Genomic DNA, 17,792 nt, shown 5'->3' with positions numbered 1-17,792 from the left:
TTGAATTCCCTGTTGTTGGATGTAGGGAATTTAACTGCAACCCACTGATATTACTGACACTATCTCGCCCCGATCCACTCAATGCATACGGAATCGCGAAGATTTCCCTGTAAATTGCCTGTTATCAGGGAAAACGGACCGAGGACTTCAGGCCACTGAGGCTGCCGAGGGAAATGGCGCAGGATGTGGCTGCACGGTCCGTCTCAAGAACAGATACCGGTTCACAAGCCGCTAAACTGACGCGGGAATTCCGGTCAGAACGGAAGTGTCAGATTGAGACAGGGGTGGGTGGCGGACCGAGGAGGATTCGAACCCCCGACCCCTTGATTCGTAGTCAAGTACTCTATCCAGCTGAGCTATCGGTCCACAGGACGTGCAATTAGACCCTGCGCCGAGGCTTTGCAAGAGCCGATTTGGGGAATGCGGGAAGGTTTTCCGCTGGCGCTGCGCGCCTTAGCCGACATGGCCCATCGGCAGGCGGATTTCGAAACAGGTGCCGGTTTCGTCGCTGCGCGCCAGTTTCAGCGTGCCGCCGTGGCCGCGTACCAATTCCGACACGATGGCCAGCCCCAGACCCGAGCCTCCCTTGCGCGCGCCGCCCTGGAACGGCTGGAAGAGGTGATCGCGCGCCTTGGGCGGCAGGCCCGGGCCGGTGTCGGTGATCTGGATCAGCCAGTCGGCCTCTTCGGCCCGCGCGCGGATGTTGATCTCGCCCGGCTGGCCGGACCCGACGATGGCCTGACGGGCATTCCGCACCAGGTTCGAGAGCGCGCGGTAAAGCTGCTCGGGGTCGCCGCGCACCATGAGGTTGGCGGGGATATCCTCGGACAGGCTCAGGTCATGCTCGCCGATGGCCAGCCGCTCGGCCTCGATCACCTCGCCCACGAGGCTGGCGAGGTTGAAGAGCGTCAGCGTGGGCGCGGGTTCCTCGGCGCGGCCGAAGGCCAACGTGCTTTCGCAGAGCGAAACCGCGCGGGTAATCGAGTTCACCAGCTTGGGCGCCATGCGCTTGACGGTGGGGTCCTCGGACATCTCGATCCGGTCGGTAAAAAGCTGCGCCGACGTCAGGATGTTGCGCAGATCGTGGCTGACGCGGGCCACCGCGCCGCCCAGCTGGGCCAGCCGCTCCTTTTGCTTCAGCGCCTGGGTCAGCTGCGTCTGCAGCGATTGCAACGCCTCTTCGGCCTCGCGCAGCTCGCGCACGCTGGCCGAGGGCTGGATGATGCGATGCGCATCCTCAGGCGCGGCGGAATAGCTTTGCATGTGGCCCACGACGCCCTTGATCGGTTTGACCAGCAGCACGCGCACCGCCAGGAACAACAGCAGCGCCGTGATTACCGAGATCACCGCCGACAAGACCAGGATGCGCAGGCCGTAGTCGATCATCGCGGTGCGCAGATCGGCGGTGTCCATGGTCACCTCGATCAGCAGGCCCGCATCGCGCAAGGGGTTGCCGATGATGCGGATCACCTCGGGCTCGGGCGTGGCCAGCCGGATCATCGCATCGCGAATCAGCTCGAGCGCCCCGGCGTCGCGCAGATCGTAAGAACCGCCGATCCGCCCCGGCATCGGCGACGACAGCACCAGCTGGCGCGCCTCGTCCCGGCGCAGGACCACGTTGAAGACGCCTGCGTTGGCCAGCAGTTCCTCTTCCAGATCGGGGTCGATCATGTCGTCTGCCAGCAGCGCCAGCGACGCGATCTGCGCCCGCTCTAGACGCGCCAGCAGGTAATCCTCGCGGAACCGTGCCACCGAGGGCACGAAGATCAGCACTTCGGCCAGCATCACGAAGATCGTGGTCAGGATCAGGAAGCGGCCGGAGAGCGAATTCAGCATGGGCACTTTCGGGTCGTCAGGGCAGCCAGCGTTGCACCAGCCTCACCACTTTCTTGACCGTCTCGTTTTCGAACAGTCTTGGCGAGAAATAAGCGCCCGCGGCCCGTTTGTTAACCTCTCCGACGGTCGGATAGGGCGAAACCATGTTTGCGACGTGCTTCATCTTGAGCCCGTTGGCAATGACAAGCGACCAAAGGTTGATCAACTCGCCCGCCTGATGCCCGGCGATGGACACGCCCACGGGCTTGCCCTTGACCACCATGACCTTGATCAGCCCGGTTGTCTTGCGTTCGGCGATCAGGCGGTCGTTGTGCTGAAACGCAAAACGGACGACCTCGAGCCGGGGGCCGTATTCCTTTTTCGCCTGCGCTTCGGTCAGGCCGACCTGCGCCAGTTCGGGCTGGGTGTAGGTGGCCCAGGGGATGTGGTTCGTGCTTGCCTTGGCCGGAAGACCAAAGAGCGCCGAGCGGATCACGATCCCGGCGTGATAGCCGGCGACATGGGTAAACTGCAGCCCGCCCGCCGCGTCGCCGATGGCATAGACCTTGGGGTTGGTCGTCTTGAGGCTGGCGTCGACCTTTATCCCGGTGCGGGAGGTCTTGATCCCGGCCTTGTCCAGATCGAGCTTATCGGTATTCGCCTTGCGCCCGACCGCCACCAGAATGTGGCTGCCCTTGAAGACGCGGCCGTCCTGGGTTTCGACCTCGATGGCGCCCGGGGTGCCGCGCACCTCGCGGGCCAGGGCCTCTTCGGCGATCTCGATGCCCTCGGCGCGCAGCGCCTCAAGCACGATGGCGGCCATTTCCGGGTCGTCCTTGCCCAGCGCCCGCGCGCCCTCGATCACGGTGACCTCGCTGCCCAGACGCCGGTGCGCCTGCGCCATCTCCATCCCGATGGGTCCGCCGCCGATGACCAGCAGATGATCGGGCCGGTCGTTCAGCGCCCAGAGGGATTCGTTGGTCAGGTAGGGCACGGTGTCGAGCCCGGGGATCGGCGGCACCAGCGGCGACGATCCGGTGGCGATGACGATGCGGCGCGCGGTGATGCGGTGCGCCCCCGCTTCGACCGTATCCTTGCCGACGAAGCGCCCGTATTCGCGGATCACCCGGATGCCGAAGCCCTCGAAGCGTTCCTGACTGTCCACCGGCGCGATCCGGGCGATGACGTCCCGCACATGGTCCTTGGCGGCGGCGTAATCGACCCGGGGCTCGGCATCGGCGATGCCGTATTGCCGCGCGTGAGCCATACCATAGGCCGACTTGCCGCTGGCGATCAGCGCCTTCGACGGAACGCAGCCGTAATTCAGGCAATCGCCGCCCATCTCGTGGCCTTCCAGCAGCACCACATCGGCGCCCATCTGGCTGGCCCCCGCAGCCACCGACAACCCGCCGGAGCCCGCGCCGATGACCAGAAGGTCTGTCTTGATCGTCTCCATCGCTCAGACCCCTTTCTTGCCGCGCAGGGCCTTCAGCGCGATGGGCAGGGCGGCCAGCGCGCAGAGCCCCAGGATCGGCAGCAGGATATGCGGCTCGAAGATGATGCCCAGGTTCGGCGTATCGCCGCGTTCAAAAACCTCGCCCAGCCCGGCGCCCACCGAGGTATAGACCACGCCGCCGGGGATGATGCCCAGAAACGTCGTCACCACGAACCGCCACAGCGGCACACCGACGAAGGCCGGCACCAGGTTGGCCACAAAGAACGGCACGGCGGGCACAAGCCGGATCAGGAACAGCATCGACCACTGGTTCTCGTCGATCCCGTCCTTGATCCTTTTCACAGCGCCGTCGCTTGCCTCCATCCTGGCGGCGAGCCTGTCGCCCAGCCCGTAGCGGGCGGCCAGAAAGATGATCGTCGCGCCGATGGTCGCGGCGGTGATGTTGAAAAGCGCGCCCGGGAAGGTCGCGAACAGGAACCCGCCGGTCAGCGTGGCCACGGTCGCGCCCGGCAGCGAAAAGGCGACGATCCCCACATAGGCCAACATGAAGACGGCCACCGTCAGCGGGTAATTGGCGTCGCGGAAGGCGATCAGCGCCTCGCGGTTGTCCGCCAGCGTCTGAAAGCTGAGGTAGTCGCGCAGCGTGAACGCCCCGGCGATGGCGACCGCGCCGATCACGATCAGCGGCAGATGGCGGCGCCATCCGGGTTTCGGCGGGGTGTCTGTCATATCGGTCATCTCGGTGCTGTCCTCGGGGCTGGTGTCGGGTTGATCTGAACATGCGGTCCAGCCCGCCCGAACAACAGCCGCCTCACAGGCGCTTGATCGCGGGTGACACGAAGCGTGAGGATTTGCGGGGTGCGGCGCCAGACTGAAACATTTGACGCGGTGCTTTCGGGGCGAAATGTTGCATTTCTGCGGGATCGGAGGTTTGACATGGTCGCCAAGCCTGCCTATAGCACGGGCTTCGAACACCCGGCCCTCGCGAATCCGCGCCGGAGGGCCACCAAACGTACGGAGCCGACCGATGTCGAAACGCACCTTCCAGCCGTCGAACCTGGTTCGCAAGCGCCGCCACGGGTTCCGCGCCCGCATGGCCACCAAGGCCGGCCGCAAGATCCTGAACGCGCGCCGCGCACGCGGCCGCAAGGAACTGAGCGCGTAAGGGCCCTGGGCGCCCGCGCCCGGACTGCCGCCATGAGCGACCCGACCGAAACCGCCCCGGCCCCGTCCGCGGCGGTTTTTCGGCGTCTCCAGGTGCTGAGCAAGCGCTCCGATTTCCTCGCCGCCGCCCGCGCGCGGCGTCAGGGCACCGCGTCGATGACGCTCCAGGCCAGGTTCCGCGATGACGGCGATCCGGCGATCCGGGTGGGGTTTACTTGTTCCAAGAAGGTCGGCAAAGCCGTGGCCCGCAACCGCGCCAAGCGCCGCCTGCGCGAGGCCGCGCGCCTGGTTTTGCCCGAGAACGGCCGTCCCGGCTGGGATTACGTCCTGATCGGCCGGCCCGAGGCCACCGCCGCCCGCCCTTTCCCCGCGCTGCTCGACGATCTGCGCCACGCCCTGCGCAAGGTGCACTGATGAGCCGCCTGGCCCGCATCGCCGCCCTGCCCGTGCGCGCCTACCGGCTGGTTTTCAGCCCCTGGGTCGGCCACAACTGCCGCTATCACCCGACCTGCAGCGCCTATGCGCTGGAAGCGCTGGAAAAGCACGGCGCGCTGAAAGGCGGCTGGCTGGCCGCGCGGCGGATCGCCCGGTGCAACCCCTGGGGCGGCTCCGGCGTCGACAACGTCCCCGACGACTGACGCACGGCCCTTGCCGGACCGCGCCCAAGAGCTTATGCCGCCCCCATGCTAGACGACGCCGACGATATCCATCCGCTGTTCTACGGGGCCCCGAAAAGCACCGAGTTCAAGAAATTGCGCAAACGCATCGTGCAGAACGTGCGCGAGGCGGTCGAGCAATACGGCATGGTCGAACGCTCCGGCGGCGCGCCGCCGAAATGGCTGGTGTGTCTCTCGGGCGGCAAGGACAGCTATACCCTGCTGGCCGTTCTCTATGAATTGAAGTGGCGCGGCCTGCTGCCGGTCGATCTGCTGGCGTGCAACCTCGATCAGGGGCAACCGGGCTTTCCGGCGACGGTCCTGCCCGCCTTTCTGGAAAAGATGGGGGTGCCGCACCGGATCGAGTATCAGGACACTTATTCCATCGTGGTCGACAAGGTGCCCGCCGGGCGCACCTTTTGCGCGCTGTGTTCGCGACTGCGGCGCGGGCATCTTTACCGCATCGCCCGCGAGGAAGGATGCTCGGCAGTGGTTCTCGGCCACCATCGCGACGATATTTTAGAAACATTTTTCATGAATTTGTTTCATGGTGGCCGGCTTGCGACAATGCCGCCCAAGCTGGTGAACGAGGAAGGCGACCTTTTCCTTTATCGCCCGCTGGCCCATGTGGCCGAGGCGGATTGCGAGCTGTTCGCGCGGGCGATGAACTATCCGATCATCCCCTGCGATCTCTGTGGCAGCCAGGATGGCCTGCAAAGACAACAGGTTAAGCAGATCCTCGACGGCTGGGAAAAGAACAGCCCCGGTCGCAGGCAGGTGATGTTCCGCGCACTGATGAACGCGCGTCCGTCGCATCTTCTCGACCCCAAGCTCTTCGATTTTGCGGGGCTCGCGCGGGCGGCGGACGACGCCGAGATCTGACCGAAAATCCGGACCGTCTTAACCTGCGGCAAACACTCTGTCCCCTAGTGTCGACTCGCAATTGGACACAAAGGGAACGCCATGCGGGTCACTCTGTCTGCCCAAGCCCGGATCTGGAAAACCAGGCTACAGCACCTGCTTTTGGGGCCGCAATTGCTGGCCTTTCTGCCGGCCATCGTGCTGGCGGCCTTCTGGACGGGCGGCGAAATCGCACTGCTGATCGTGGCGCTCACCGTGCCCGTGCTGTTCGCGTTAAGCGGCGGCTTCAGCGGCGCCGTCGCCACGGTGCCGGCAGCAGAGCAACCGATGGATCTGGTGGACCGGGCGACGGTCGCCTCCCTGACCGAACAGTCAATGCTGCGCGCGCAGAACGCCAAGCTGCAGACGGGCGCCTTCCTGATCGAGGTCGAGGGGCTGGACGGCATCGCGCGTCAGATGGGCGAGGACGCAGCCAGTGCGCTGCGCGAATTATGCCTGTCGCGGCTGCGCAACCTGCTGCGGCGCGACGACATGGCCCTGCGCGTCGGCGATTCGCGCTATCTTGTGCTTCTGGGCCCGTCGCTGCGGCTTGATCTGGAAGCGATGCTGCAAATGGGCAGCCGGTTCCAGATGGGAGTCGAGGAACCCGCCGATATCAACGGCACGACGCATTACCTCTCCGCCGCTATCGGTTTTTGCGGCAGCTCGCGTTTGCCGAGAAACGCCACGGGCCGCGAGCTGATCGACGGCACGCAGGCCGCGCTGGCGGAGGCGATCGCCAACGGCCCGTCGGCGATCCGCGCCTGGTCGGAAAGCATCGGCGCCGAACGGCGCGCCCGAAAGGCGTTGCAGACCGAGGTTGAACGCGCCTTGGCGAACGGCCAGATCCAGGCCTGGTTCCAGCCCCAGATCTGCACCTCGACCGGTGCCATCAGCGGGGTCGAGGCTCTGGCGCGGTGGCTGCATCCCGAACGCGGCGTCGTTCCACCCGGGCAATTCCTGCGAAGTCTCGAGGAAGCCAACCAGATGGAACGGTTGAGCGAGGTCATCGTCCAGCAAAGCCTGACCGCCCTGCGGGGCTGGGACAATGCCCGTCTGGGCGTGCCTCGGGTCAGCGTGAATTTCGCCACCAGTGAATTGCGCAATCCACGGCTGGTGGAACGCATCAAATGGGAATTGGACCGTTTCGGTCTGACGCCGCAGCGGCTTGGCATCGAGGTGCTGGAAACGGTGATCGCAGATGCCCCCGACGGCATCGTCGCGCGCAATATCGAGGCGCTGCTCGATCTCGGCTGCCATGTGGATCTGGACGATTTCGGCACCGGTCACGCCTCGATCACCGCGCTGCGGCGGTTCCCGGTGAACCGGCTCAAGATCGACCGCAGCTTCGTCACCCGCGTAGACCGGGACGAGGAACAGCGCCGAATGCTGACCGCCGTGCTGTCCATGGCCGACCGGCTGGGATTGGAGACACTGGCCGAGGGTGTCGAAAGCGTCGGCGAACATGCGCTTTTGTCGCAACTGGGATGCGACCACGTGCAGGGCTTCGGCATCGCGCGCCCGATGCCCGGAGACGCGATCTACGATTGGGCGAAAACGCACGCAAAGCGGATCGCCTCGGCGCAACGGCTCGGCAGCAACACCGGGTGACCGGCCCGGCTCTGCGGCGCGGGCGGCCTGACCTTTCCGTCCCGCAAGCATCCGGCGACCCGGGCGCGCCTGATAACGATGGTCGCGCGGCGGCATCTCGCCCCACAGGGGATACGTGGTGGGGAAAGCGTCGCACCCGGCCTCTCCCAGTGTGCAAACGCCTCACTTTCCGGTGCGCGCCCCCCGTCTGGCCGCTTGCCACACCGGATTCGGCTTGACCTTTGGGCCGCGTGTCTGTTGAACCCCTCCAACGGATGGAATGGACAAACGGGCGGTCTTTTATGGACGACCAGAACAAGAATCTTCTCCTGGCCACGGCTCTCAGCTTTGCGGTGATCCTCGTCTGGTTCGTGCTGTTCCCGCCACCCGAGCCGCCGGCGGAGGATCCCGCGACCGCGGTCACCGAAACGGCCCCCGCCGACAGCGCCATCGCCACGGCGCCCAGCGCGGCCCCCGGCGCCACCACCGCCGAGCCCATTACCACTGCCGGCGCCACCGAAACGGCCGAGGCCCCTCGCCTGCCCATCGCCACCGAGCGGCTGGAAGGCTCGATCTCGCTCACCGGCGGGCGCATCGACGACCTGAAGCTGCGCGACTACCGGGTCACGCTCGATCCCGGCGCTGAAATTGTCGAACTGCTGCGCCCCATCGGCGCGGACACGCCCTATTACGCGCTTTACGGCTGGGCCCCCGGGGCCGGGCTGACGCTGGACGACGTGCCCGGAGCCAACACACCCTGGACCGTCGAAAGCGGCGAGACGCTGAGCGCCGAAGACGCTGTCATCCTGCGCTGGGACAGCCCCGCGGGCCTGGTCTTCCGCCGCACGATCAGCGTCGATGAGGATTACCTCTTCACTGTCACGCAATCGGTTGAAAACGCCGGCGCGGGCACCGTATCGGCGGCCCCTTATGGCATTCTCGCCCGCCACGGCGAACCCGCCGATCTCAAGAACTTCTTCATCCTGCACGAAGGCGTCGTCGCCATGGCCGACGGCGAACTGGCGGAACTGGATTACGACGATGTCAGCGACGCGCCGGTTGTGCCCAGCGAAGGCGCCCGCGCCGAGGTGACCCAGGTTGCCGAAAACGGCTGGATCGGCTTTACCGATCACTACTGGATGTCGACCCTCATCCCCGCGCCGGGCAGCGCCTTCAAACAGGTCGCCAAGTACGACGAGCGCCGCAACATCTTCCAGACCGAGGCGGTTCTGCCGACCATGACGCTCGCCCCCGGCGACCGGCAGGAGGTCACGACCCAGCTCTTTGCCGGTGCAAAGGAGTGGGAGGCGATCCGCGAATACCAGACGAACGGCGTCGACCGGTTTCTCGACAGCATCGACTGGGGCTGGTTCTTCTTCCTGACCAAGCCGATCTTCGCCGTGCTGCACTGGCTCAACGGGGCGATCGGCAACATGGGCTGGGCGATCATCGGCCTGACCCTGATCATCAAGGCGGTCCTGTTCCCGTTGGCCTACAAATCCTACGTCTCGATGGCGAAGATGAAAGAGCTTCAGCCGAAGATGGAGGAAATCAAGGAGCGCACGGGCGACGATCGCCAGAAGCTGCAGCAGGAGATGATGGAGCTTTACAAGAAGGAAAAGGTGAACCCCGCCGCGGGCTGCCTGCCGATCCTTCTGCAGATCCCGATCTTTTTCTCGCTCTACAAGGTGATCTTCGTCACGCTGGAACTGCGGCACGCGCCCTGGCTGGGGCCGTTCCAGGACCTGTCGGCGCCCGACCCGACCTCGCTGATCAACCTCTTCGGCCTGCTGCCCAACGCGGCGCCGGAACCCGGGTCGATCATGGCGCTGATCTTTATCGGGATCCTGCCGCTGCTGCTGGGTATCTCGATGTGGGTCCAGCAAAAGCTGAACCCCGCGCCCACCGATCCGACGCAGGCGATGATCTTTGCCTGGATGCCCTGGGTTTTCATGTTCATGCTGGGCGGGTTCGCCAGCGGCCTGGTGGTCTACTGGATCGCCAACAACACGATCACCTTCACCCAGCAGTACCTGATCATGCGCAGCCAGGGCTACAAGCCCGACGTCTTCGGCAACATCAGGTCGAGCTTCAAGAAGGACAAGGCCGCGGACGAGCCTGACAAGAAATGACCGCCCGCGTCACCGAGATCTGGCGGCACCCGGTCAAAAGCCACGGCCGCGAGCCGCTGGAACGGGTGACGCTGACAGCCGGAGAGGCGATGCCCTTTGACCGGCTCTGGGCGGTGGCGCATGAAAGATCGACGGCGGATGGCAGCACCTGGGTGTCCTGCGCGAACTTCAGCCGGGTGGCCAAGGTGGCGGCGCTGATGGCGATCACCGCCGAGCTGGACGAGGCGGCAGAGACGATCACGCTGCGCCACCCCGACCGCCCCGACCTGACCTTTGCGCCCGACCGCGACGCGGCGGCGTTTCTGAATTGGGTGCGGCCTCTGATGCCCGAAGACCGGTTGCAATCCGCGCGCATCGTCCGCGCGCAGGGCCCCGCCATGACCGACAGCGATTTTCCCAGCGTGACGCTCTGCAACATGTCCTCGCACCGGGCGGTGGAGCAGCGCGTGGGGCGGCCGCTGTCGATCCACCGCTGGCGTGGGAATATCTGGATCGACGGCCTCGCCCCGTGGGAGGAATTCGACTGGATCGACCGCGATGTCCGCATCGGCGGCGCGGTGCTGCGGGTGCGCGAACGCACCGATCGGTGTGCCTCGACCCATTCGAACCCGGACACGGGCCGGCGCGACACCGATATCCTGTCAGCCCTGGGCAGCTGGGATCACGGGGATTTTTCCGTCCGGGCCGAGGTGATCGAGGGCGGCCCCATCGTCACCGGCGACCATGTGGAGCGGATCTGATGCAATTGCCCTTTCCCCTGGCCGAAGAACCCGACGAGGACGCGCGCGAAGCCGCGCGCAAACTCTTCGCGGGCGAGGTCGAGTTCCTGAAAGGCGTGGTCGCCATGTCCGGCCTGCCCCCCGACGACCGGGTCGAGGTCTGCTTTGCCGGGCGTTCGAACGTCGGCAAATCCAGCCTGATCAACGCGCTAACCGGCCGCAAGGGGCTGGCGCGGGCGTCGAACACGCCCGGCCGCACGCAGGAAATCAACTTCTTCACCCTGGGCGACGACCGCTATCTGGTGGACCTGCCGGGCTATGGCTATGCCAACGCCCCGGTGGCCGTGGTCGAGAAGTGGCAGAAACTGCTGAAACAGTACCTGTCGGGCCGGGCCAGCCTGCACCGCGCCTTCGTTCTGATCGACGCGCGGCACGGGATCAAGGAGGTCGACGATCAGATCATGACCCTGCTCGACCAGTCAGCGGTGACCTTCCAGGCGGTGCTGACAAAGGCCGACAAGGTCAAGGAAAAGGACCGCGAAAAGGTGCTGGAGCAGGTCCGTTCGAGGCTGGCGAAACACGTCGCGGCCTATCCCGAGATCGTCCTGACCAGCAGCGAAAAGGGCGACGGCCTGCCGACCCTGCGGGCGATCATTGCCGGGCTGGGTTGAGATTAGGGGCTTGCGCTGCGGCGCCAGATTGCTGACACAAGGGCAGTCCAAGAGCCAATGCCCGAGATGAAGAAACAAGACATGAACCGCGACTGGATCGCCACCGCCCGCACGCTCAGCCAGGCGCTGCCCTATCTGCAACGCTACACCGACGCCATCGTGGTGGTGAAGTTCGGCGGCAACGCCATGGGCGACGCCGACGCCATGGCCGAATTCGCCCGCGACATCGTGCTGATGCGCCAGGTCGGGCTGAACCCGGTGGTGGTGCACGGCGGCGGGCCGATGATCAACGAGATGCTGGGCAAGCTGGGCATCCAGTCGAACTTCGTGCGCGGCAAGCGCGTGACCGATCAGGCCACCGTCGAGGTGGTCGAGATGGTGCTGACCGGCCTTGTGAACAAGCGCATCGTGCAGGCGATCATGGATCAGGGCGGCCGCGCCGTGGGCCTGTCGGGCAAGGACGACGACCTGATGGTCTGCGAGGCGGACGATCCCGAGCTGGGCTTCGTCGGCCGCCCGGTCGAGATGAATGTGCAGGTGCTGCGCGATCTCTTTTCCGCCGGGATCATCCCGGTGGTGGCCCCGGTGGCCACGGGCATGGGCGAGAACGAGACGTTCAATGTGAACGGCGACACCGCTGCGGGCGCCATCGCCGGGGCGCTCAAGGCTGACCGCCTGCTGCTGCTGACCGACGTGTCGGGCGTCAAGAACGCCGCGGGCGACGTGGTGACCGAACTGACGCCCGAGGATGTCATCCGCATGACCGAAGAGGGCGTCATCGCCGGCGGCATGATCCCCAAGACGGAAACCGCGCTCAAGGCGATTGGCGAGGGCGTGCGCGGCGTGGTCATCATCGACGGCCGCGTGTCGAACGCCTGCCTGCTGGAGCTTTTCACCGAACACGGGTCGGGCTCGCTGATCAAGCCGGCCAAGCTTGAGCCCAGGACGCGGTGACGCTCCAAGAGCTGGACGCACAGGCGCGCAATGTCGGGCTGGCGCTGCGCGGGGCATTCGCCCCGGAACCCGAGGATCAGGCCCCCGAAGGCTGCCGCACTCTGCTGTTGCTGGGACCGGACGAGCCGGGGTTCTGGGATGTCTTCACGCACTCGGCCGAACGGGCCGACGGCGCGCCGCATCCTCTCGACCGCTGGTCGAAACGGGTGATCGGCGCGCTGGCTGTGCTCTGGGGCGGCGAGGCGCTTTTTCCCTATGACGGGCCGCCCTACCACCCGTTCATCCGCTGGGCGCGCGCCTCGGGGCGGGCGCATGCTTCGCCGGTCGAGCTGCTGGTGCATGACGAGGCGGGGCTCTTCATCAGCTATCGCGGCGCTGTCGCCCTGCCCTACGCGCTGACGCTGCCGCCCCCTGCGCCGTCACCTTGTGAGAGCTGCGAACCGAGCCCATGCGTATCCGCCTGCCCGGTCGGAGCGCTGCGCCCCGGTGCGCCTTATGACGTCGCGGCCTGCCAGGCGCATGTCACCTCGGACGCCGGGGCGGAATGCCGGAACGGCTGCCTCGTGCGGCGCGCCTGCCCGGTGTCGCAACGCTTTGGCCGCCTGCCGGAACAGTCCGCTTTCCACATGGCCGCCTTCGTGAAAGACTGACGGGATGAAACATCTGATCCTGATGCGCCACGCGAAATCCGATTGGTCGATGAACCTCGACGATCACGCGCGCGGCCTGAACAAGCGCGGCGAGCGCAGCGCGCGGGCCCTGGGCGACTGGTTGCGCGCGCAGGAATACCTGCCGGATCAGGTGCTCTGTTCCGACGCACACCGCACCCGCCAGACGCTGGAGCTGCTGGCGCTGGAGGCTGAGACGGATTTCGACCCACGGCTTTATCTGTCGGCGCCCGAGACGATGCTGGAGGTACTGCGCGGCGCCACTGGTGACCGCGTCCTTATGATCGCGCATAACCCCGGCATTTGCGCACTGGCCGAGCATCTGGTCGACGAGGCCCCCGCGCATGATCGGTTCGCCGATTACCCCACGGGCGCGACGCTGGTCGCGGAATTCGACATCGACGACTGGAAAAAGCTAAGGCCCGGCACGGGCAGGGCCTTGGCATTCGTCGTTCCGAGGGAGCTGACCTGAGGGTCAGTGACCCAGAATCTGGCTGAGGAACAGCTTGGTCCGATCGTTCTGCGGGTTGTTGAAGAACTCTTCCGGTTCGTTCTGTTCCACGATCTGGCCCGCATCCATAAAGATCACGCGGTTCGCCACCTGACGGGCAAAGCCCATCTCGTGCGTGACGCAGAGCATGGTCATGCCCTCTTCGGCCAGTTCGACCATGGTGTCGAGCACCTCTTTGATCATCTCGGGATCGAGCGCCGAGGTCGGTTCGTCGAACAGCATGATCCGGGGCCGCATGCAGAGCGAGCGGGCAATCGCCACACGCTGCTGCTGACCGCCCGAAAGCTGGCCGGGGTATTTGTCGGCCTGTTCGGGGATCTTGACCTTTTCAAGAAAGTGCATCGCCGTTTGCTCGGCCTCTTTCTTGGGCGTCTTGCGCACCCAGATCGGGGCCAGCGTGCAGTTTTCCAGGATCGTCAGATGCGGGAAGAGGTTAAAGTGCTGGAACACCATCCCGACCTCGGATCGGATCGTGTCGATGTTCTTGATGTCCGAGGACAGCAGCGTGCCGTCCACGGTGATCGAGCCCTTCTGGTGTTCCTCCAGCGCGTTGATGCAGCGGATCAGCGTGGATTTGCCCGATCCGGACGGCCCCGCGATCACGATCCGCTCGCCCCGATAAACGGTCAGGTCGATGTCGCGCAGCACGTGAAACGTGCCGTACCATTTGTTCATCTTTTCGATCTGGATGGCGACTTCATCCGAGATGTTCAATGCAGCTTCGGCCATAGCGTCAGCCCTCCTTAACGGTGATCGGTCTGAAGCTGACGCTCCAGCCATTGTGAATATTGCGAAATGCCGTAGCAGACGACGAAGAACAGGAACGCGGCAAAGCCCAGAAGCTCCCAATAGACGCCGTTCCATTCGGTCGAGGCGAGGATCGGCCCGCGGATCATGCCCACGAGGTCGAACATCGAGATGACCGACACCAGCGTCGTGTCCTTGAAGAGACCCACCGCCACGTTGACGATGCCCGGGATCGAGATCTTGAGCGCCTGCGGCAGGATGATCAGCCGCATCGCTTGCGGATAATCCAGCCCGAGACTGTCGGCCGCTTCGTACTGACCGCGCGGCAGGGCGGCGAGACCGCCCCGGATCACCTCGGCGATATAGGCCGAGGCGAACATGGTGATCATGATGATCACCCGCAGGATCAGGTCGAAGGTCGTGCCCGGCGGCAGGAAGTACGCCAGAACCACGTTCGCCACGAAAAGCAGCGTGATCAGCGGCACGCCGCGGATGAACTCGATGAAGATCACGCAGATCCACTTGATGATCGGCATGTCCGACTGCCGCCCCAGCGCCAGCGCGATACCGAACGGCAGCGACAGCGCCACACAGACCGTGCCGAGGATCATGTTGAGCATGAAGCCCCCCATGTCGCGCGACGGCACGGCGACCAAAGCGGTCTCTTCCGGGGTCAGGGCGGGGACGATATAGCCGCCCACGGTCCAAACCACGAAGGCCGCGACGATGGCGCCGAAGAACCCGGCGGCAAAGCTTTTCGAGACAAGCCTGGTCCAGACCACGTAGCCCGCGACAAAGCCCAGCAGCGCAAAGATCGGCGACCAGATGCTGCCGCCCCAGATCAGCCAGTAGGCCAGGAACGGGTAGAGCCCGGTAAAGAACAGCATGGGCTTGGGGAAGAGCTTGTAGAACATCACCGGTGCGATGGCGACGAACAGCAGCACGAAGGCCAGCGTCGGGCGCCAGTACTCGGTATCGGGGTACTGGAAGCCGAAGAGCAGCTGGTTCCAGCGCTCGGTCAGCACCGCGAAACAGCCGCCGACGCCGCCGTCGAGAATCTCGCGGCAGGCGCGGATCGACGGCGCGTCCCAGATGCCGTTCAGGAACCACGGCAGGAAGTTGGCCAGCAGCACATAGATCGCCACCAGCGCCGCCAGCGTCAGGATGCCGTTGGGGATACTCGAGAACAGGTTCTGGCGCATCCATTTGACGATCCCGCGCTCCGTCACAGGGGGGTCCTGCTCGGGCAGCATGGTTTCGCGGACGAAGACGATGGAGTGTTGATGCGTGTCGGACATGGATCAGCGCTCCTTCAGCTTCATGGCGTTGTTGTAGACGTTCATCAGCGCCGAGATCGACAGCGAGATGACGAGATAGAACAGCATCAGCAACAGAACCGCCTCGATCGCGCGGCCGGTCTGGTTAAGCGTGATGCCCCCCAGCGTGCCGGTAATGTCCATGTAGCCGACGGCGATGGCCAGCGACGAGTTCTTGGTGATGTTGAGGTACTGCGAGATCAGCGGCGGGATGATAACCCGCAGAGCCTGCGGCAGGATCACCAGGTTCATGATCCGCCCCGGACGCAGACCCAGCGAGGCCGCGGCCTCGGTCTGGCCCTTGCTGACCGACTGGATGCCGGCGCGGACGTTTTCCGCGATGAAGGCCCCGGTGTAGATCGCCAGCGCGAACCACAGAGCGATCAGCGACCCGCGGATGTTGATGCCTCCGCCAAAGTTGAAGCCCTTGAGCTCGGGGTATTCCAGCCCGATGGGGCGGCCCAGCAGCACGTAGAACACCAGCGACGGCAGGATCAGGATGGCCAGCGACGGCCAGCCCATCGGCAGCAGCTTGCCGGTGTCATAGAGCAGCTTGGTCGCATAGCGCCGATAGTAGAACACCCCGACGACCGAGAGCAGGAACACCAGGACCACCGCAACCCCGCCCGTCTCGAAGACCGGCTTGGGGATATAGACGCCGCGATTGGTAAAGGCGAAGGCGTCGAACAGCATCGACGCCGCCGGATCGTCGCCGCGAAAGTCGCGCGGCGCGGGCAGGACCGCTGTCATGATCGTGAAGATGATGATGATCCAGATCAGCACCGGCACGTTGCGGAAGGCTTCGACGTAGACCGCCATCAGCTTGCGCACCAGCCAGTTGTTGCTGAGACGCAGAACACCGGCGATCACCCCGATGACGGTCGCGGTGACACAGGCGAGGAAGGCCACCAGCAGCGTGTTCAGAACGCCGACGACCGAGGCGCGCCAATGCGACGAGCGGCTGTCGTATTCGATCAGGGTCTGGTTGATGTCGTAGTTCGACGGCTCACCCAGGAATCCATAGGAAATGTTGAGCCCCGCGTCGCGCAGGTTTTGAACCAGGTTCGACCCAAGATAGCCGAAAAAGGCGATCAGCGCGATCAGAGCGATAAACTGGAATGTATATGAACGATACCGCGTGTCGTTCAACAGCATCGACAGCTGGAACGACTCGCGTGGCGGGTCGGAGAGTGTTGTCATGGGACTTCCCTGGCTGCCCCGGACTCCCTTCCTGCGACGAGTTCACCCCGTTCTACACCGGTCCGGGTATTTTTGTCCTGCGATCAGGAAACGGGGGCGCGGATCATACCGCGCCCCCGGATTTGGTCTTAGCGGAAGGGCGGGCTGTAGAGCAGGCCGCCATCGGTCCACTGCGCGTTCAGACCGCGCGACAGGCCGATCGGAGTGTTTTCCCCGATGTTCTTCTCGAACAGTTCGCCGTAGTTGCCGCCGGCGCCGATGGCGCGCGCGGCCCACTCGCCGTCGAGGCCCAACATCTCGCCGAGGTTGCCCTCGGTGCCCAGCAGACGGTTGACTTCCGGGTTGTCCGTGCCGTTCGACAGCTCTTCGATGTTGGCCGAGGTCACGCCGTATTCTTCAGCGGCGATCAGCGCGTTGAGCGTCCAACGCACCACGTCGCCCCAGTCGTTGTCGCCGTGGCGGACAAGCGGGCCCAGCGGCTCTTTCGAGATGATTTCCGGCAGAACGACGTGGTCCTGCGGGTTCTCGAATGCCGCACGGGTCGCGGCAAGGCCGGACGCGTCGGTGGTGTAGCTGTCGCAGGCGCCGGCAAGATACTGCTGCTGGCCTTCGGCGTTGGTTTCAACCGGAACCGGCTCGTAGCTGATGTTGTTGGCGCGGAAGAAGTCGGCCAGGTTCAGCTCGGTCGTGGTGCCGGTCTGGATGCAGACGGTGGCGCCGTCCAGTTCCTTGGCCGAGCTCACGCCGAGGGCCTTGGGAACGATGAAACCCTGACCGTCGTAATAGTTGATGCCGACGAATTCGAACTTCAGGTCGACGTCGCGGCTGAAGGTCCAGGTGGTGTTGCGCGCCAGCATGTCGATCTCGCCCGAGGCGAGCGCGGTAAAGCGCGTCTTGCCGGTGGTCGGCACGAATTCCACGGCGTTGGCGTCGCCCAGCACGGCGGCGGCGACTGCGCGGCACACGCCGACGTCAAAGCCTTCCCATTCGCCGTTGGCATCCGGCGCGGCAAAGCCGACCAGACCCGTCGTCACACCACAGTTCAGCTTTCCACGTGCCTTGACATCGTCAAGCGTGGCAGCGCCTGCGGTGCCGGCCGCCAGGCCGGCAACGGTCAACGCGCCAAGGATTGCGATTTTCTTCATGTTAACCTCTTCCTGTTTCCGCCCTGTTCCAGAGCGGCTGGATGGGCCATTTGCGGCCCTTTCAAACAAAAGCGGGGGTCGCCCCACCAAGTGGCGCTGAGTGTGGTCGGATTTCTTTGAGAAGGTCAAGCAAGGAAGCCCAAAAAAA

General features: G+C 64.9%; 18 protein-coding genes and 1 tRNA gene. 11 read left to right on the top strand and 8 right to left on the bottom strand.

Annotation, left to right across the window (positions count from 1 at the left end; translation table 11 throughout):
• Positions 1-289: 289 nt before the first annotated feature.
• From RXV88_RS13285 to RXV88_RS13270, 4 genes are all read right to left on the bottom strand, one after another.
• A tRNA-Arg gene (locus tag RXV88_RS13285) sits at positions 290-366 on the bottom strand.
• Positions 367-453: 87 nt separating this feature from the next.
• On the bottom strand, positions 454-1,836 hold the full coding sequence (locus RXV88_RS13280; RefSeq protein WP_316293617.1) for a HAMP domain-containing sensor histidine kinase: 1,383 nt from the start codon (positions 1,834-1,836) through the stop codon (positions 454-456).
• A 16-nt stretch (positions 1,837-1,852) separates the two neighbouring features.
• A complete protein-coding gene (locus RXV88_RS13275; protein WP_316293615.1) occupies positions 1,853-3,271 on the bottom strand; it encodes a dihydrolipoyl dehydrogenase family protein in 1,419 nt (472 codons plus the stop codon).
• Between the two features lie 3 nt (positions 3,272-3,274).
• A complete protein-coding gene (locus RXV88_RS13270; RefSeq protein WP_316293613.1) occupies positions 3,275-4,009 on the bottom strand; it encodes a TVP38/TMEM64 family protein in 735 nt (244 codons plus the stop codon).
• Between the two features lie 289 nt (positions 4,010-4,298).
• Between RXV88_RS13270 and rpmH the strand changes: the two genes are divergently transcribed.
• The 11 genes from rpmH (at position 4,299) to RXV88_RS13215 (ending at position 13,197) form a co-directional block, all read left to right on the top strand.
• The gene (rpmH, locus tag RXV88_RS13265; protein WP_316293611.1) at positions 4,299-4,436 is read left to right on the top strand and encodes a 50S ribosomal protein L34; all 138 of its coding nucleotides are present in this window, start codon (positions 4,299-4,301) and stop codon (positions 4,434-4,436) included.
• A 32-nt stretch (positions 4,437-4,468) separates the two neighbouring features.
• Complete coding sequence (gene rnpA / locus RXV88_RS13260) at positions 4,469-4,849, top strand: ribonuclease P protein component (RefSeq protein ID WP_316293609.1); 381 nt, start codon at positions 4,469-4,471, stop codon at positions 4,847-4,849.
• A complete protein-coding gene (yidD, locus tag RXV88_RS13255; RefSeq protein WP_316293607.1) occupies positions 4,849-5,073 on the top strand; it encodes a membrane protein insertion efficiency factor YidD in 225 nt (74 codons plus the stop codon). Before rnpA ends, yidD begins: the two co-directional genes overlap by 1 nt.
• A 45-nt stretch (positions 5,074-5,118) precedes the next feature.
• A complete protein-coding gene (ttcA, locus tag RXV88_RS13250) occupies positions 5,119-5,973 on the top strand; it encodes a tRNA 2-thiocytidine(32) synthetase TtcA (protein WP_316293605.1) in 855 nt (284 codons plus the stop codon).
• 81 nt (positions 5,974-6,054) lie between these two features.
• Positions 6,055-7,602 carry a GGDEF domain-containing phosphodiesterase gene (locus tag RXV88_RS13245; protein WP_316293603.1) on the top strand — a complete coding sequence of 516 codons (1,548 nt, stop codon included), beginning with the start codon at positions 6,055-6,057 and terminating at the stop codon, positions 7,600-7,602.
• Between the two features lie 281 nt (positions 7,603-7,883).
• Entirely contained in the window at positions 7,884-9,713 is a 1,830-nt protein-coding gene (yidC, locus tag RXV88_RS13240) for a membrane protein insertase YidC (RefSeq protein ID WP_316293680.1), read from the top strand.
• Complete coding sequence (locus tag RXV88_RS13235; protein ID WP_316293600.1) at positions 9,710-10,453, top strand: MOSC domain-containing protein; 744 nt, start codon at positions 9,710-9,712, stop codon at positions 10,451-10,453. Before yidC ends, RXV88_RS13235 begins: the two co-directional genes overlap by 4 nt.
• Positions 10,453-11,103 (top strand): ribosome biogenesis GTP-binding protein YihA/YsxC, encoded by a 651-nt coding sequence (yihA, locus tag RXV88_RS13230; protein ID WP_316293598.1) that lies wholly within the window; start codon positions 10,453-10,455, stop codon positions 11,101-11,103. The genes RXV88_RS13235 and yihA overlap by 1 nt, the downstream gene beginning before the upstream one ends.
• Before the next feature lie 66 nt (positions 11,104-11,169).
• Positions 11,170-12,057 (top strand): acetylglutamate kinase, encoded by an 888-nt coding sequence (argB, locus tag RXV88_RS13225; RefSeq protein ID WP_316293596.1) that lies wholly within the window; start codon positions 11,170-11,172, stop codon positions 12,055-12,057.
• Positions 12,054-12,707 carry a ferredoxin gene (locus tag RXV88_RS13220; RefSeq protein ID WP_316293595.1) on the top strand — a complete coding sequence of 218 codons (654 nt, stop codon included), beginning with the start codon at positions 12,054-12,056 and terminating at the stop codon, positions 12,705-12,707. The genes argB and RXV88_RS13220 overlap by 4 nt, the downstream gene beginning before the upstream one ends.
• A gap of 4 nt (positions 12,708-12,711) precedes the next feature.
• On the top strand, positions 12,712-13,197 hold the full coding sequence (locus tag RXV88_RS13215) for a SixA phosphatase family protein (RefSeq protein ID WP_316293593.1): 486 nt from the start codon (positions 12,712-12,714) through the stop codon (positions 13,195-13,197).
• Positions 13,198-13,200: 3 nt separating this feature from the next.
• Here RXV88_RS13215 and RXV88_RS13210 read toward each other — a convergent pair whose 3' ends face one another.
• From RXV88_RS13210 to RXV88_RS13195, 4 genes are all read right to left on the bottom strand, one after another.
• Complete coding sequence (locus RXV88_RS13210) at positions 13,201-13,965, bottom strand: amino acid ABC transporter ATP-binding protein (protein ID WP_316293592.1); 765 nt, start codon at positions 13,963-13,965, stop codon at positions 13,201-13,203.
• 14 nt (positions 13,966-13,979) lie between these two features.
• The gene (locus tag RXV88_RS13205) at positions 13,980-15,281 is read right to left on the bottom strand and encodes an amino acid ABC transporter permease (RefSeq protein ID WP_316293590.1); all 1,302 of its coding nucleotides are present in this window, start codon (positions 15,279-15,281) and stop codon (positions 13,980-13,982) included.
• A 3-nt stretch (positions 15,282-15,284) separates the two neighbouring features.
• The gene (locus RXV88_RS13200) at positions 15,285-16,499 is read right to left on the bottom strand and encodes an ABC transporter permease subunit (protein ID WP_316293588.1); all 1,215 of its coding nucleotides are present in this window, start codon (positions 16,497-16,499) and stop codon (positions 15,285-15,287) included.
• Between the two features lie 128 nt (positions 16,500-16,627).
• Positions 16,628-17,644, bottom strand: coding sequence for an amino acid ABC transporter substrate-binding protein (locus tag RXV88_RS13195; protein ID WP_316293586.1), 1,017 nt, complete (start codon positions 17,642-17,644; stop codon positions 16,628-16,630).
• Between the last annotated feature and the right edge of the window lie 148 nt (positions 17,645-17,792).

This window comes from Aestuariicoccus sp. MJ-SS9, from assembly GCF_032586235.1.
Classification (GTDB): Bacteria; Pseudomonadota; Alphaproteobacteria; order Rhodobacterales; family Rhodobacteraceae; genus Aestuariicoccus.
The sequence above is the reverse complement of the archived record's forward strand: the minus strand, read 5'-3'. Positions and strand labels throughout refer to the sequence as shown.